Genomic DNA, 14,009 nt, shown 5'->3' with positions numbered 1-14,009 from the left:
CTTCCCTGCCGTGTAGAGGACAATTCAATGAAAAACACGCTCTTGAAGCGTGCGGTGAGTGCTGCGCTCGTCACCGCACTAACACTCTTCGGACTGACACCCACGGCAGGTGCAGCGGTCGTAAGGCTGTCCGCGAATCTGACCGCCAGCAGCAACAACGGGGCCTACGGCGCCGGCAACGCCGGTGACGGCAACCAGGGCAGCTACTGGGAGAGCACGAACAACGTGTTCCCGCAGTGGATCCAGGCCGACCTCGGCGCCGCGAAGGACGTCAGCAAGGTCGTGCTGCGCCTGCCCGCGAACTGGGGCGAGCGCACGCAGACCCTTGCGGTGCAGGGAAGTCAGAACGGCACGCAGTTCACCGACATCGTCGGCTCGAGCGGGCGTTCGTTCGCGCCGGGCTCGAACAACACGGTGACGCTGGACTTCCCGGTGAGGTCGGTGCAGTACGTGCGCGTCACGATCACCGCGAACACCGGCTGGCCCGCGGGTCAGCTCAGCGAGTTCGAGGTGCACGGCGAGTCCGGTCCCGTCGACCCGCCGCCCACCGGCGACGACCTCGCGGCCGGCAAGCCGGTCGAGGAATCCGGTCACGTGCACAACTTCGTGCCGGGCAACGCCGTTGACGGCAACGTCGGCACGTACTGGGAGTCCAACGGCTTCCCCGGTCACCTGACCGCCAAGCTCGGCTCGAACGCGGACGTCACCTCGGTCGTCGTCAAGCTCAACCCCGACGGCGCCTGGGGTGCGCGCACCCAGAACTTCGAGGTGCTGGGCCGGGAGGCGAGCGCCACGGCGTTCGCGACCCTGAAGGCACGGGCGGACTACCGGTTCGACCCGGCGAGCGGCAACAGCGTCACGATCCCGGTCACCGGCCGGGCGACGGACGTGCGGCTGCACTTCTACTCCAACACCGGCGCGCCCGGTGGCCAGGTCGCCGAGTTCCAGGTGTTCGGTGCCGCCGCACCGGCTCCCGACCTCACCGTCACGAACCTGACCTGGACGCCCGCCAGCCCGAGCGAGGTCGACACGATCAACCTCACCGCCACGGTGCGCAACGGCGGCACGGTGGCGTCCGGCGCCACCACCGCCAGCGTCACGCTCGGCGGCACCGTCGTGGGCACCGCCCAGGTCGGCGGGCTCGCCCCTGGAGCCACCACCAGTGTCAGCGTCGACGCAGGTCGGAGGGGAGCCGGGTCCTACGTCGCCGCGGCGACGGTGGACCCGGCCAACCAGGTCGCGGAAACCAACGAGGGCAACAACACCTTCACCTCCGGCTCTCCCCTGGTCGTCGGCCAGGCGCCAGGACCGGACCTGCAGATCCTCGGCGTCACGCCGAACCCGTCGAGCCCGGCGGCAGGCCAGCAGGTGACGTTCGCGGTCCAGGTGAACAACCGCGGCACCTCGCAGGCCGGCGCATCGGTGACCCGCGTGGCCATCGCAGGCAGCACGTTGAACGCCAACACCGCGGCGATCAACGCCGGTCAGACCGTGACGGTCAACGTCGGCACGTGGACCGCCGGCAACGGTGGCGCCACGGCCACCGCGACGGCGGACGCGACCAACGTGGTCGCGGAGACCAACGAGACCAACAACACCGCGACCCAGTCCATTGTGGTCGGACGCGGCGCGGCGGTGCCGTTCACGAGCTACGAGGCGGAAAGCGGCCGCTACCAGGGCCAGCTGCTGGAGGCCGACGCCAAGCGCACGTTCGGGCACACCAACTTCGGCTCCGAGTCCTCGGGGCGCAAGTCGGTGCGGCTCGACTCGCAGGGTCAGTTCGTGGAGATCACCTCGACGGTCAGCACGAACTCGATCGTCGTGCGCAACTCGATCCCGGACGCGGCCGCCGGCGGCGGCCAGGAAGCGACGATCAGCCTCTACGCGAACGACCAGTTCGTGCAGAAGCTGACCCTGTCGTCGCGGCACAGCTGGCTTTACGGCAGCACCGACGACCCGGAGGGCCTGACCAACCGGCCGGGCGGCGACGCCCGCAGGTTGTTCGACGAGTCGTCCTCATTGCTGGCCAGCAGCTACCCGGCCGGCACCCGCTTCAAGCTCCAGCGCGACGCGGGTGACAGCGCGCAGTTCTACATCATCGACCTGATCGATCTGGAGCAGGTCGCACCCGCTGCGCAGAAGCCCGCCGAGTGCGCGTCGATCACGCAGTACGGCGCGGTGGCGAACGACCAGACCGACGACGCGGACGCCATCCAGCGCGCCGTCACCGCGGACCAGAACGGCACGATCCCGTGCGTCTGGATCCCGGAGGGCAAGTTCCGCCAGGAGAAGAAGATCCTGACCCAGTTCGGCAGCGGCGGCTTCAACCAGGTCGGCATCAGCAACGTCACGATCCGCGGCGCGGGCATGTGGCACTCGCAGCTGTTCTCGCTGACCCAGCCGCAGGACGCGGGCACGATCAACCACCCGCACGAGGGCAACTTCGGGTTCGACATCGACGACAACACGCAGATCTCCGACATCGCGATCTTCGGTTCCGGCCGGATCCGCGGCGGTGACGGCAACGCGGAAGGCGGCGTGGGCCTCAACGGCCGGTTCGGCAAGAACACCAGGGTCACCAACGTCTGGATCGAGCACGCCAACGTCGGTGTGTGGGTCGGCCGCGACTACACGAACCTGCCCGACCGCTGGAACCCCGGCGACGGTCTGCAGTTCAGCGGCATGCGGATCCGCGACACCTACGCCGACGGCATCAACTTCACCAACGGCACGCGCAACTCCACGGTGTTCAACTCGTCCTTCCGCACCACGGGCGACGACGCACTCGCAGTGTGGGCGAGCAAGTACGTGAAGGACCAGAACGTGGACGTGGGCAGCGGCAACGCCTTCCTCAACAACACGATCGCGTTGCCGTGGCGTGCCAACGGAATCGCCATCTACGGAGGTTCGAACAACCGGGCCGAGAACAACGTCATCACCGACACGGCGAACTACCCGGGCATCATGCTGGCGACCGACCACGACCCGCTGCCGTTCGGGGGCACGACGTTGCTCGCCAACAACGCCCTCTACCGCACGGGTGGCGCGTTCTGGGGTGAGGCGCAGGAGTTCGGCGCCATCACGCTGTTCTCGCAGAACCTGGCGATCCCCGGCGTCGTGATCCGCGACACCGAGATCCTGGACTCCACGTTCGACGGAATCCAGTTCAAGGGTGGCGGAAGCGGCATGCCGGACGTGCAGATCACCAACGTCCGGATCGACAAGTCGAACAACGGCTCGGGCATCCTCGCGATGGCCCAGGCCCGCGGTTCGGCGAGGCTGACGAACGTCACGATCACCAACTCGAGGGACGGCAACATCCTCATCGAGCCGGGCGGGCAGTTCGTCATCAGCTAGGCGATTGATCGTTACGACCACCTCCGGCCGGGTACTCCCTGGTCGGAGGTGGTTTCTCATGTCCACGGTCGTAGTCGGGTTCGACGGGTCCGAGCAGGCACGACGAGCGGTGCGGTGGGGCGCGGAGGAAGCCGTGCGAGCCGGGGCGCGGTTGCAGGTCGTGCAGGGCGTGCGCGCACCGCTGCCCGAGCCGGTCTTCACGCCGATGTCCATGCCGATCCCGGAGTTCGTGACCGAGGAGACGATGGCGCGAGCCGCGGAGGACCACCTCGGCGAGCTCGCGGAGGAGGTCGGGCGGGACTGGCCCGGTCTCGAGGTCGGCACCCGCGTCCGCCTCGGCCGCCCGGTCGACGTGCTCGCGGGCGAACCGGGAGACCTGCTGGTGCTCGGGTCGTCCGGCCGCACGGGCATCGCCGAGATGTTCCTGGGCTCCACCGCCGCCGAACTGGTCTCGATCGGCGGCCGTCCCGTCGTCGTGACGCGTTCCGGCCCGTTGGACGGACGGGTCGTCGTCGGTGTCGACGGTTCCGAGACCTCCGCGGACGCGATCACGTTCGCGTTCGACTTCGCCGAACGCCACGGGCGTGAGCTGCTGGCGATCTACGCGTGGAACGACATCGGCTGGGCCGAGATGCCCGAGCAGGACTTCGACCACGTGCGCGTGGACCTCGCGAAAGTCCTCGAGGACCAGCTGGCCCCGCACCGGTCGCGCCATCCCGGCGTGCACGTGGCACAGGAGGTGGCGTTCGACGCGCCCGCGCGGTCGTTGCTCCAGGCGGCCGACGGCGCTGCTCTCCTGGCGGTCGGCAGTCACGGCCGCGGCGCCGTAAAGCGTGCAATTCTCGGTTCGGTGAGCCACGCTGTGCTGCACCACGCGCCGTGCCCGGTCGCCGTGGTCCATCGGAGGTGACGTGAGATGCGCGGCTTAACGACCGTGCTGCTGTGCCTGATGTTGGCGGCCTGTGGTCAGCCGGCGCCACCAGGAGCTCCTGCGTCGAGCACTCCGGCTACCGACACGTCCACGCCGAGCATCCCCGCGCCACTGCCGCCCTCGTCGACACCGCTTTCAACGACGACTACGCCATCACGGGCTCTGGAGCCCGGAACGACGGTGCGGGGCACGGTGTCTCCGGGCGTCGAGAGCGGGTGCGTGCTGCTGAACACCGGCACCGCCCAGTACCTGCTGCTCGGCGCCGACCCCACGATCGCGGTGGCCGGCGCCGAGGTGGAGGTGACCGGGACGGCCGAGCCCGGGGCGATGACCACCTGCCAGCAGGGCACGCCGTTCAGGGTGACGGAGACCCGGCGGATCAATCCCTGAGGGCTTTGCGGAGGAACGCCGCCGCCTGGTCGATGGCGGCTTCGGCGGCATGCGTGCCGCGCAACGCGTTGAGCATCACGAAGTCGTGGATCGCACCCGCGTACCGGACAGCGGTGACGGGCACGCCCGCCTCGCGCAGCTTGTCGGCGTAGGCCTCGCCCTCGTCGCGCAACACGTCGGCCTCGGCGGTGATCACGAGCGCCTGCGGCAGTCCGGTGAGTTGTTCTTTGGTCGCGCGCAACGGGGACGCGGTGATCTCGGCGCGTTCCACCGGGTTCGTCGTGTACTGGTCCCAGAACCACTGCATGGCATCGCGGCGCAGGAAGTAGCCCTCGGCGAACTGCAGGTACGAGTCGGTGTCGAAGGCCGCGTCGGTCACCGGGTAGAACAGCACCTGCGCCTTGAGGCCGAGGTCGCCGCGTTCCTTGGCCTGCAACGTGAGTGCGGCCGCCATGTTGCCGCCGACCGAGTCTCCGGCGACGGCGATGCGGGTGGCGTCGAGGCCGTGGTGGCGACCCTCGGCCAGGATCCATTGTGCCGCAACGTAGTTCTGGTTGATCGCGACCGGGTAGCGGGCTTCCGGCGAGAGCGAGTAGTCGGGGAAGACGACGGCGGCGCCGGTCCTGGTCGCGAGCTCGCGAACCAGGCGGTCGTGGGTGTGGGCGTTGCCGAACACCCAGCCCGCGCCGTGGATGTAGAGGATGACCGGGAGCTCACCGGTGGCGCCGGCCGGCTTCACGACGCGGATCTTGAAGCTGTCGAGCTCGATCCACTGCTCGTCGACCTCGGGCTTCTCGATCTCCCCCGACTGCACGTCGTCGACCGCCTTGCGGCCCTCTTCAGGGGCGATCTCGAACAGGAACGGCGGCTGGGCGGTGGCGGCGGCGAACTCGGCGGCGGCGGGCTCGAGGACTGGGCGCTTCATGGCTTCCTCCTGGCGTTCCGGGGTGGATGCCATAAGCTATTGCGCGATTAAATCGTGCACAACGTAACTGTCGCCTCACCCCCGCCGGGAATAGCCATGAGGGTGACCTTCATGGACCTCAGGTCCATGAAGGTCACCCTCATGGACCTCAAGCGACCGTGAAGGCCGCCGTCGCGCCGGTGAACCCGGTGATCTTCCCGGTCCAGCCGCTCTTCTCGTCGCCGTGGTGCACGATCCGGTAGGTGCCCGCGGGCGTGTCCGCCGGGATCTGCCAGGTGATCGTGGCGTTCGAGAACGCGATGCCGACCCGTTCCCACTTGTAGCGCGTGGACCAGTCACCGTCGTCGGCGACGCGCGTCCACTGGCCGTTCACCTGCCGCTGCACCTCGAGGAAGGTGTGGTTGCGGTGCAGGTTGTTCTTCGGGTGCCCGGTGACGAACACGGCCGTGGCCGTCTCGCCGCGCTGGTACGAGCCCTTCGGCGCGGACAGCACGTCGCCGTACTTCTTGTCCGCGGGCTTGTCGTCGAGCACGACGCCGGTCTGCAGGTTGATGTCGGTGAACGGCGGCTTGCCCGGATTCGGACCGGCGGGCAACGCGTTCCCCGCCTTCATCGACGCCGCGAGCTTCGAGAACTCCTGCTGGTACGCGGGCGCGGTGTTGCGGCCGAACAGCGTGGAGCCGCCCTCGTACTGCTGCGAGTCGAACTCCTCCGGCGTCGTGACGTACTGGCTGTAGTCGTTGGCGTAGCCCTGGATCAGCACGTTCTGCACCGGTACGCCGAGCTCGGCCGCGACGGCCTTGCGAATGCGCAGACCGGCGGTGATCGTGACCTCGGAGGGCATCGCGACGAGGTGCAGCTGCCCGATGCGGATCAGCTGGATCGGCACGATGTTCGGCGTCGCGCCGATGAGACCCGTTGGCACCAAAGAGGCCTTCGGGTACTGGCAGTCCCGCAGCCACTGCGGGACCTCCATCTGCAGCGGCTCGAACAGCTTCTTCCACGGCGACTGCATGCCCTCGGAGAAGCCGGGGATCGCCGGGCCGTCCTCGACGCTGCCCGCGATCGTCGACGCGCCGACGACTCCGGAGCACGTCGTGCCGGGCTGACCGGTCGAGGTGAAGCGGCCGTCGACCTGGACCGCGGACATGTCCACGAACCGCATGCGGTAGTCGACGCCGGAGTTCAGGGCCTGCTGCGGGCCGTTGAAGATCTCCTGCGCCTTGCGGTTCTGGCGCTCGCCGATGATGCGGGCGTTCTCCCACTCGTTCTCGGTGGGGCCGGAACCGGGCTTCAGGTTGAGGTTCGGCGACATGTCGCCGGCGTTGGTGTTCGGGAACGCCGCCACGAAGCCCGCGGTGTTGTCCAGGTAGCGCACGCCTTCGTCGTCGTGCTCCCACTGGTAGGCCGCGTAACCCTTGTTGTCCGGGCTGATCAGCGTGTTGGCGTTGGTGATCGACGTGTTGTGCGTGGCGAACCAGCTGATCGCGCCGACGTCGTTGCCGGATTGCTTGAACTTCAGCACGGTCATCTGCGGGTCGATGCCCTGCGGGAACGCGGCCTTGTCGGGGTTCTTGTCGAACGCGACGCGCGACCGGTTCACCGACGCGTTCGTGAGCTCGCCGATGCCGAGGCTGATCGAGCCCGGCTTGACGTCCTCGTGCGCCTTGACGACCGACTCGGCGATGCCGTCGACCACGGCGGCGAGCGCCTGGGGCTGCATGCCGAGGATCGAGAGATTGTAGGCCAGGTTGTGCGACTGACCGCCGGGACCGGAGTGCGTGTGCGTGGCCGACAGCAGCAGGTTCTCGCGCGTGTAGGTGCTGCCGTACTTGGCCTGCAGCTTGGTGAGCACGCCTTCCTGGACCGCGCGGAAGATCATCGCGAGGTCGGCGTTGACGTACGCGACCCGCTTGTTCGTGGTGCGGTCGACCACGACGTAGGCCCGCGACCGCAGCCGCTGGTGGATGCCCGTCGTCTTCTGGTCGAACTTCGAGTACCCCATCATGCCGTTCTCGGCGGCCGGGCCGGTGACGTCCGAGATGCCGCGGCCGACGAGGTAGGGCTCGGGTTCAGCCCACGCGAACGGGCCGCTGACCAGCGCCGCACCGACGAGTGTGGCGACGACCGTCAAGATTTTGGTCCGCATGGACACCCCGCTAAGTGAATGGGATTCACATTTCGGGTTGAACGGTAGGTGATCCAGACCACTTTGAGCAAGTGACTGCGAGTGCATTGGCCGTGACGACGAGCAAGATTCCAGTCCAGTGGCGGAGCCCGAGGTGCTCGTCGAGCAGGACCAGTCCCACGAGCGCGGCCAGCACCGGGTGCACGCTGCACGCCAGCCCGAAGAACCGCGCGGGCACCTTCCGGAGCGCGATCACGTCGGCGGCGTAGGGCACCACGCTGCAGAACACGCCCGCGCCGACCGCGTACAGCACGGCCATGCCGCTGAACTGCCCCTGGACGATCAGCCAGGCCGCGACCGGCACGTAGAGCAGCGCGGACACGCTCGTCGCCGCGGCGGGCGCCTGCAGACCGGGCAGCCGCGCCCCGACCAGGCGGTTGAGCAGGATGTACGCGGCCCAGCACGCCGCCGCGAGCAGGCCGGCGCCGATGCCCAGGTAGTCGCTGCTCGGGCCGGGCTGCACGAGCACGTAGACGCCCACGGCCGCGATGAGCACGAAGAGGACGTCCTTGCGGGTCCGCGAGCCCGCCAGCGCGACCCCGAGCGGCCCCAGCACCTCCAGCGTGACCGCGAGACCCAGACCGATGCGGTCGACCGCCGTGTAGAGGCTGAGGTTCATAGTCGCGAACACCAGGCCCAGCGCGATCGTCGGCCACCACTGCGCCCACGTGAATCTTCGCGGGTCCGGCCGGGCGACCGGCAGCAACACCGCGGCGGCCACGAACTGCCGGACGGCCACGACCCCGGCCGGTCCGATCGTGGCGAACGCGTGGGCGCCCACCGCGGCGCCGAGTTGGCTGCTGGCCGCGCTCGCGGTCATCGTCGCGAATCCACCGAGGCTCTTCATGCCGCACAGCCTGCGATCCCGTCTTTGATACGGGAAATGCATCAGCCGCGTGAGTTATACGCTGAACGCATGGATCTGCGGCAGCTGCGGGCGTTCGTCGCGGTGGTGGACGCGGGCACGTTCACCGACGCGGCAAGGGAACTCGACCTCACCCAGGCGTCGGTGTCCCGCGCGATCGCCGCGCTGGAGGCATCACTGGGCGTGCGGTTGCTGCAACGCTCGACCCGCCACGTCGCCCTCACCTCGGTGGGTTCCCAGGTGCTGACCGGTGCGCGGCGGGTCCTGGACGAGGTCGCGCACCTGCACCGGATCGCCGCACAGTCGCAGACCGAACTGCGCATCGGCTACGCCTGGTCCGCGCTGGGCAAGCACACCCGGCGGGTGCAGAAGGCCTGGGCGGCAAAGCATCCCGGCCTGCCACTGGTCTTCGTGCAGTCGAACTCGCTGACCGCGGGCCTGGCCGAGGGCGCGGCGGACGTCGCGGTCGTGCGCAGGGCCATCGACGATCAGCGGTTCGAGACGGCGCTGCTCGGCACCGAACGCCGGTACGGCGTGGTGGCGACGGACAACCCGTTGGCGCGCAAGCGGTCCCTTCGCCTGGCCGACCTGGCCCGGTACGGCATCGCCGTCGACGACCGCACCGGCACGACCACGCTGGACCTGTGGCAGCCGGGCAAGGCACCCGCGGTCGTGCGGAACACGCACAGCGTCGACGAGTGGCTGACGCTGATCGCGGCAGGCCAGGCCGTCGGCATGACCTCGGAGGCCACCGCGAGCCTGAACCCACGGCCAGGCGTGGCCTATCGGGCCGTGGTCGACGCACCGCCGATCCCGGTGTGGCTGGCGTGGTGGAAGGACCAGCCGCCACAACACCTAACCGACCTGGTCACGCTGGCATGCGACGCGTATCGCGCCTGAACACGTCCTGCACCACCGCGATCAACGCCCTGGCCGCCGCGCTCGGCGTGCGCCCGGCCGGCCGGGCCAGCCCGAGCGGCCAGCGCAGGTCCGCGCCGGTCACCTTCAGGGTCTTCACGTCGTGTGCATCGCCGAGGATGTACTCGGGCAGCAACGCAACGCCGAGGCCGTGTCGCACGTAGTCGACGCCGGTGTAGATGTCGGACATCTCGAGCGTCACCCGGCGAGGTACGGAGGCGGCCGCGAACGCCCTGTCGGCCACGGCCCGGTTGCCGTAGCCCAGCGGTGAGTCGATGAAGTCCAGCCCGGCCAGGTCGGCGATCGGCACCTCCGTGCAGGTGGCCAGCGGATGATCGGCGGGCACGACCAGGTCCATCACCGAATGCGCGAGCTCGTCGAGGAGGATCCCGCCCGGCACCTCGCCCGGCAGCGACGCGAACGCGAGGTCGAGCCGGCGGTCCAGCAACTGCTCGATCAGCCCCTGCGACCCCGAGGTCGCCGCACTCGTGCGCACCAGCACGCCGGGATGGCGCCGGTGGAACTCGCCGAGCAGCGCGGGCAGGTCGATCAGGGACATCGAAGTGAGCGTGCCGAGCCGGACCGTGCCGGTGAGCCCGCCCTGGACCTCGGCGACGGCGTCTCTTGCCGCCGTGGCGGCGTCGAGCACGGCTTGGGCTTTGGGCAGGAGTGCCTCGCCGGCGTCGGTCAGCAGGACCCGCTTGGAGTTGCGGTCGAGGAGGGTGGCGCCCAGTTCGCGTTCCAGGGTTTTGATGGCGGCAGAGACTGCGGACTGCACGACGTGCAGCCTGGCGCCCGCGCGGGTGAAGGTGCCTTCCTCGGCTACCGCGACGAAGTATTCGAGCTGGCGGAGGTCCACAGCTGGGAGTATCTCAGAAAGTGATGATCGCGAGCTTCAACTTTCGTTGGACGTGATGCATCCAGGCCGCGCAGGGTTGTCCCATGTCGCTCCACCTTTCCCTGCCACCCGCCGCAGTCACGCCGATCACGGCTACTGCCGCGCCACCCACCACGAGCAGGCCCCACGGCCGAGCCTTCTGGACCGTCGCCGCCACCTTCCTGATCGCCATGGCTTACTCGACCGTCCCATCCCCGCTCTTCCCCCTCTACTCAGCTCAGGAAGGCTTCTCAACGTTCGCCATCACCATCGTGTTCGCCGCCTTCGCGGTAGGCGTGGTGATCAGCCTCCTGCTGGCGGGCCACATCTCGGACTGGGTAGGCCGCAAGACCATCCTCATCCCCGCCCTGGGCCTGGAGGTCGTCTCCGCACTGCTGTTCCTGAGCAGCACCGCGTTGCCCGTGCTGATCCTCGCCCGCGTGATCAACGGCCTGGGCGTCGGCATGATCGCCGCCACCGCCACGGCCTACCTGGCCGACCTGCACGCCAAACACCGGCCGGCCGCCTCTTCGCAGCGCTTCGAGATCGTCTCGACCGCCGCGAACATCGGCGGTCTCGGCGTAGGCGCGCTGGTCGCCGGTGTGCTCGCGCAGTACTCGGCGGCACCGCTGAGCACCCCGTACGTCGTGCTCGCGGTGCTGCTCACGGCCGGCATCGTCGCCGTTGCCCTCGCCCCGGAAACCGTTACCAGGAAACAGGTTCCCTACCGTCCACAAAGGATCAACGGCCATCTCGCCGCCGGGGCCGGGGCGTTCTCGGCCTTCGCCGTGTTCGGGGTGTTCACGTCCGTCTCGCCGGGTTTCGTGGCGGGCGAGCTGCACCACCCGTCGCGCACGCTCGCCGGGCTGGTCGTCTTCATCGTGTTTGGTGGAGCCGCTTTGGCCCAGACCGTGACCGGACGCCTGTCGCTTCACGCCAGGCGCACGCTCGGCCTTGGCGCACAAGCGATCGGCGTCCTGCTGGTCGTGGCGGGCATGTACGCGACGAGCTTCCCGCTGTTCCTGCTCGGCGGGGCGATCGCGGGGATGGGCGCGGGCGTGCAGTTCAAGGCGGCGGTCGGGGCGGTCTCGGCCTTGGCGGCACCGGCCGGGCGCGGCGAGGCGCTGGCTGGCCTGTTCTTCGTCGCCTACCTCGGGCTGAGCGTGCCGTCGCTGTCGATCGGGCTCGCGACGCGGTTCCTGGACCCGACGACGGTCATGACCTGGTTCGCCGGGGTCCTGCTCATCCTGCTGACGGGGATAGCCGCGCTAGCTTCTCCAGAGCGGCCTTGACGTACCGGTCCTGGCGCGAGTCGATGCCGTAGAGCCCGGAGTCGACCGGGGCCATCCGGATGCGTTCCTCGATGTGGCGCCGCATCCCCGGCCAGGTGACGCCGCCGTGCCGTTCGTAGGCGCTGAGCAGGGAGTCGAGGCGGCCGAAGCGGGACACGAGGCGGCGGAAGTCCGCGCCGGGATCGCCCACCAGCGAGTCGGTCCAGTCGATCACGCCGCTCAGCTTGCCGTCGCACACGAGTGTGTTGGCGGGCTTGATGTCGGCGTGCACCAGCAACGAGCGCGGCGGCCACGGCTCGTCGTCGGCGAGCCATCGCTGCCAGTGGTGCCACAGCGCGTCGGAGAGCCCCAACTCGGCCCTGGCACGGTGGATCTTGCGGGCGATGGTCTCGCGGATGGCGCCGGGGCCGCGCACCTCGATGCCCGTGCGCGCGGCCTGCTCGACGGGCACCGCGTGCAGCGCGGCGAGGAACCGGGCCACGTCGTCGAAGTACCGCTCCGGCGGGGCGTCGTGGATCGTGCCGGGGAGCTTGCGGTAGACCGCGATGTCCTCGACGTCCGGCCGCCAGCGGGGTACCGCGATGGGCACCCGGTCGGCGACCAGGTCGAGCAACGCGCGCTCGGGCGCCATGCGCTTCAACGCCCACTCACGGCGTGGGGCCCGCAGGATCCAGCCGTCGCCGGCGCTGTCCTCGGCGTGCAGCACCAGGAAGTCCGCACCGGTCGTCACGAGCTCGCCCGGCCGCAGCCCCATCCCACCGGCGACCTCGCGCAGGTCCACGTCGACCATCAGTCGATGTGCAGCCGAATCGGGTGCTGGACGTCCTTCTGGCACGCGAGGATGTTCAGGTTCCCGTCGCGCCCGAACGACCACTCGACGTCCTCACCGGACGGCTCGCGCGTCGCCAGAGCCAGCATCTGCTGCTGGACCGAGCCGCACTCCGGGCACCGGAACTCGATCGGGCCGGACTGCCACCAGCACGTCCACCCGCCGATCTTCGATCCGCTCGACGTCTCCGGCCAGTCCGCGTCCCGCAGGTCGGCGGGCCGGTCGAACGAGTGCGCGTACTCGGTGAACCTGATCGGTTCGAGGGCGTTGACCGTGGGCGTGTAGATCTCCTCCTGGAACGGCGGCTCCGGCTCCTCCTCGATCAGCTCGACCACGGTCGCGGAGTCGCGCCACACCAGCCGCACGTCCGGGCCGTAGCAGTCGTCGAGGTCGTGCTCCAGCGTGCACAGGAACACCTGGAGCAGGTCCGTGCCGTCCGGGAACGGCAGCTCCGGGAAATCGCGCCGGTACAGCTGCACTGCGCCGACGAACGGCATGCCCACCCCGGCGATCTCCGCCCCCGGCACGCCCGGCGACTGCGGGTCGTGCTCCGACCCGTCGCACCACGGCCAGGGCTCGTCGATCGGCCACAGCATCGGGCCGCCGATGTGGCTGTCGGCGTCGGTCGGGTCGCCTGCCAGCGGGTTCAGCAGCACCGCCGGCCGGGCCCACTCCTCGCGGCCCATCAGTCGACGTGCAGCTTGATCGGGTGCCGCACGTCCTCAGTACACGCGAACACGTTCAACGCGCCCTCCCGGCCGAACTCCCAGCCGACGACAGCGCGTTCGGCCACCTCACAGGAACAGAGCTCCTTCTCGGGCTCCTCGTGGGTGTATAGAGCTAGCAGAAGCCTCCGGTCGGTGCCGCACTCGGGGCACTCCAGCCCGTACGGCGAGGTCTGCCACCAGAACGCCCAGCCGCCGATCTTGCTGCCGTTCGCGACCGGTGGCCAGTCGCCGGCGCCGACGGGCTGTTCGTCGCCCATCGGGTACTCGACGATGCGGCACGGGTGCAGCACGCACGGCCGGGTGCGGTACTGCGGCTCGAACACCGCGGGCTCTGGAGGTGTGCCGAAAACGTCCGTGACGCCGGCGGAAGAGCGCCACACCAGGCGCACGCACGGTCCAAAGTGGTCGGTCTCCTCGTCCGTGTGCTCCAGCGGGCACAACAGGACCTGGAGGAGGTCGGTGCCGTCCGGGAACGGCAGCTCGGGGAAGTCACGGGCGTAGAGCTGGGCGGCGGATGTCAAGGCCACTCGGACGCCCACGCTGTCGGTGGCGAGGATGGTGAGGCCTTCGTCGTGCTTGCTGCCGTCGCAGTGCGGCCATTCCTCGTCTGCGGGCCAGAGCAACGGACCGCCGAGGTGGCTGTCCATCACCCCCGGCGCGCCGCTGACCGGATGCAGACGAACAGCGGGCCGGGCCCACTCCCCCATGA

At 69.4% G+C, this 14,009-nt stretch carries 13 protein-coding genes; 5 read left to right on the top strand and 8 right to left on the bottom strand.

The window, feature by feature from the left end:
- Positions 1-27 precede the first annotated feature (27 nt).
- Positions 28-3,357, top strand: a complete 3,330-nt coding sequence (locus tag ACIA8G_RS03610) for a CARDB domain-containing protein (protein ID WP_396416674.1) — start codon at positions 28-30, stop codon at positions 3,355-3,357.
- Positions 3,358-3,415: 58 nt separating this feature from the next.
- Positions 3,416-4,267: a universal stress protein gene (locus ACIA8G_RS03605; protein ID WP_396416673.1), complete on the top strand. Its 852-nt coding sequence runs from the start codon at positions 3,416-3,418 to the stop codon at positions 4,265-4,267.
- A 56-nt stretch (positions 4,268-4,323) separates the two neighbouring features.
- On the opposite strand, the gene ACIA8G_RS03600 is transcribed toward ACIA8G_RS03605, so the two are convergent.
- A complete protein-coding gene (locus tag ACIA8G_RS03600) occupies positions 4,324-4,479 on the bottom strand; it encodes a hypothetical protein (protein ID WP_396416672.1) in 156 nt (51 codons plus the stop codon).
- Between the two features lies 1 nt (position 4,480).
- Between ACIA8G_RS03600 and ACIA8G_RS03595 the strand changes: the two genes are divergently transcribed.
- On the top strand, positions 4,481-4,678 hold the full coding sequence (locus tag ACIA8G_RS03595) for a hypothetical protein (protein ID WP_396416671.1): 198 nt from the start codon (positions 4,481-4,483) through the stop codon (positions 4,676-4,678).
- On the opposite strand, the gene ACIA8G_RS03590 is transcribed toward ACIA8G_RS03595, so the two are convergent.
- From ACIA8G_RS03590 to ACIA8G_RS03580, 3 genes are all read right to left on the bottom strand, one after another.
- Positions 4,668-5,603, bottom strand: a complete 936-nt coding sequence (locus ACIA8G_RS03590) for an alpha/beta hydrolase (protein WP_396416670.1) — start codon at positions 5,601-5,603, stop codon at positions 4,668-4,670. The genes ACIA8G_RS03595 and ACIA8G_RS03590 overlap by 11 nt on opposite strands.
- Positions 5,604-5,751: 148 nt before the next feature.
- The gene (locus ACIA8G_RS03585; protein ID WP_396416669.1) at positions 5,752-7,752 is read right to left on the bottom strand and encodes a neutral/alkaline ceramidase; all 2,001 of its coding nucleotides are present in this window, start codon (positions 7,750-7,752) and stop codon (positions 5,752-5,754) included.
- A 25-nt stretch (positions 7,753-7,777) separates the two neighbouring features.
- The gene (locus ACIA8G_RS03580; protein ID WP_396416668.1) at positions 7,778-8,638 is read right to left on the bottom strand and encodes an EamA family transporter; all 861 of its coding nucleotides are present in this window, start codon (positions 8,636-8,638) and stop codon (positions 7,778-7,780) included.
- Positions 8,639-8,707: 69 nt separating this feature from the next.
- Here ACIA8G_RS03580 and ACIA8G_RS03575 point away from each other — a divergent pair, with 69 nt between their 5' ends.
- On the top strand, positions 8,708-9,556 hold the full coding sequence (locus ACIA8G_RS03575; RefSeq protein WP_396416667.1) for a LysR family transcriptional regulator: 849 nt from the start codon (positions 8,708-8,710) through the stop codon (positions 9,554-9,556).
- Here the strand turns inward: ACIA8G_RS03575 and ACIA8G_RS03570 are convergent.
- Complete coding sequence (locus tag ACIA8G_RS03570) at positions 9,525-10,433, bottom strand: LysR family transcriptional regulator (protein ID WP_396416666.1); 909 nt, start codon at positions 10,431-10,433, stop codon at positions 9,525-9,527. The genes ACIA8G_RS03575 and ACIA8G_RS03570 overlap by 32 nt on opposite strands.
- Before the next feature lie 83 nt (positions 10,434-10,516).
- On the opposite strand from ACIA8G_RS03570, the gene ACIA8G_RS03565 reads away from it, so the two are divergent.
- Complete coding sequence (locus tag ACIA8G_RS03565) at positions 10,517-11,743, top strand: MFS transporter (protein ID WP_396416665.1); 1,227 nt, start codon at positions 10,517-10,519, stop codon at positions 11,741-11,743.
- Here ACIA8G_RS03565 and ACIA8G_RS03560 read toward each other — a convergent pair.
- Genes ACIA8G_RS03560 through ACIA8G_RS03550 form a run of 3 tightly spaced genes read right to left on the bottom strand, consistent with a single transcriptional unit; the run spans position 11,694 to position 14,007 of the window.
- Positions 11,694-12,533 (bottom strand): phosphotransferase, encoded by an 840-nt coding sequence (locus ACIA8G_RS03560; RefSeq protein ID WP_396416664.1) that lies wholly within the window; start codon positions 12,531-12,533, stop codon positions 11,694-11,696. The genes ACIA8G_RS03565 and ACIA8G_RS03560 overlap by 50 nt on opposite strands.
- Positions 12,533-13,258 carry a hypothetical protein gene (locus ACIA8G_RS03555; protein ID WP_396416663.1) on the bottom strand — a complete coding sequence of 242 codons (726 nt, stop codon included), beginning with the start codon at positions 13,256-13,258 and terminating at the stop codon, positions 12,533-12,535. Before ACIA8G_RS03555 ends, ACIA8G_RS03560 begins: the two co-directional genes overlap by 1 nt.
- Positions 13,258-14,007: a hypothetical protein gene (locus ACIA8G_RS03550; protein ID WP_396417308.1), complete on the bottom strand. Its 750-nt coding sequence runs from the start codon at positions 14,005-14,007 to the stop codon at positions 13,258-13,260. Before ACIA8G_RS03550 ends, ACIA8G_RS03555 begins: the two co-directional genes overlap by 1 nt.
- Positions 14,008-14,009 lie beyond the last annotated feature (2 nt).

This window comes from Lentzea sp. NPDC051213 (assembly GCF_044455585.1).
Taxonomy (GTDB): domain Bacteria; phylum Actinomycetota; class Actinomycetes; order Mycobacteriales; family Pseudonocardiaceae; genus Lentzea.
Note: the sequence above shows the minus strand (reverse complement) of the source record. Positions and strands in the feature narration are given on the sequence as shown.

Bases quoted from the DNA above. Each gene is read 5' to 3' on its own strand.
- ACIA8G_RS03560 (WP_396416664.1), bottom strand. From the start codon at position 12,533: ATGGTCGACGTGGACCTGCGCGAGGTCGCCGGTGGGATGGGGCTGCGG.
- ACIA8G_RS03575 (WP_396416667.1), top strand. From the start codon at position 8,708: ATGGATCTGCGGCAGCTGCGGGCGTTCGTCGCGGTGGTGGACGCGGGC.
- ACIA8G_RS03610 (WP_396416674.1), top strand. From the start codon at position 28: ATGAAAAACACGCTCTTGAAGCGTGCGGTGAGTGCTGCGCTCGTCACC.
- ACIA8G_RS03565 (WP_396416665.1), top strand. From the start codon at position 10,517: ATGTCGCTCCACCTTTCCCTGCCACCCGCCGCAGTCACGCCGATCACG.
- ACIA8G_RS03585 (WP_396416669.1), bottom strand. From the start codon at position 7,752: ATGCGGACCAAAATCTTGACGGTCGTCGCCACACTCGTCGGTGCGGCG.
- ACIA8G_RS03605 (WP_396416673.1), top strand. From the start codon at position 3,416: ATGTCCACGGTCGTAGTCGGGTTCGACGGGTCCGAGCAGGCACGACGA.
- ACIA8G_RS03550 (WP_396417308.1), bottom strand. From the start codon at position 14,007: ATGGGGGAGTGGGCCCGGCCCGCTGTTCGTCTGCATCCGGTCAGCGGC.
- ACIA8G_RS03555 (WP_396416663.1), bottom strand. From the start codon at position 13,258: ATGGGCCGCGAGGAGTGGGCCCGGCCGGCGGTGCTGCTGAACCCGCTG.
- ACIA8G_RS03590 (WP_396416670.1), bottom strand. From the start codon at position 5,603: ATGAAGCGCCCAGTCCTCGAGCCCGCCGCCGCCGAGTTCGCCGCCGCC.
- ACIA8G_RS03580 (WP_396416668.1), bottom strand. From the start codon at position 8,638: ATGAAGAGCCTCGGTGGATTCGCGACGATGACCGCGAGCGCGGCCAGC.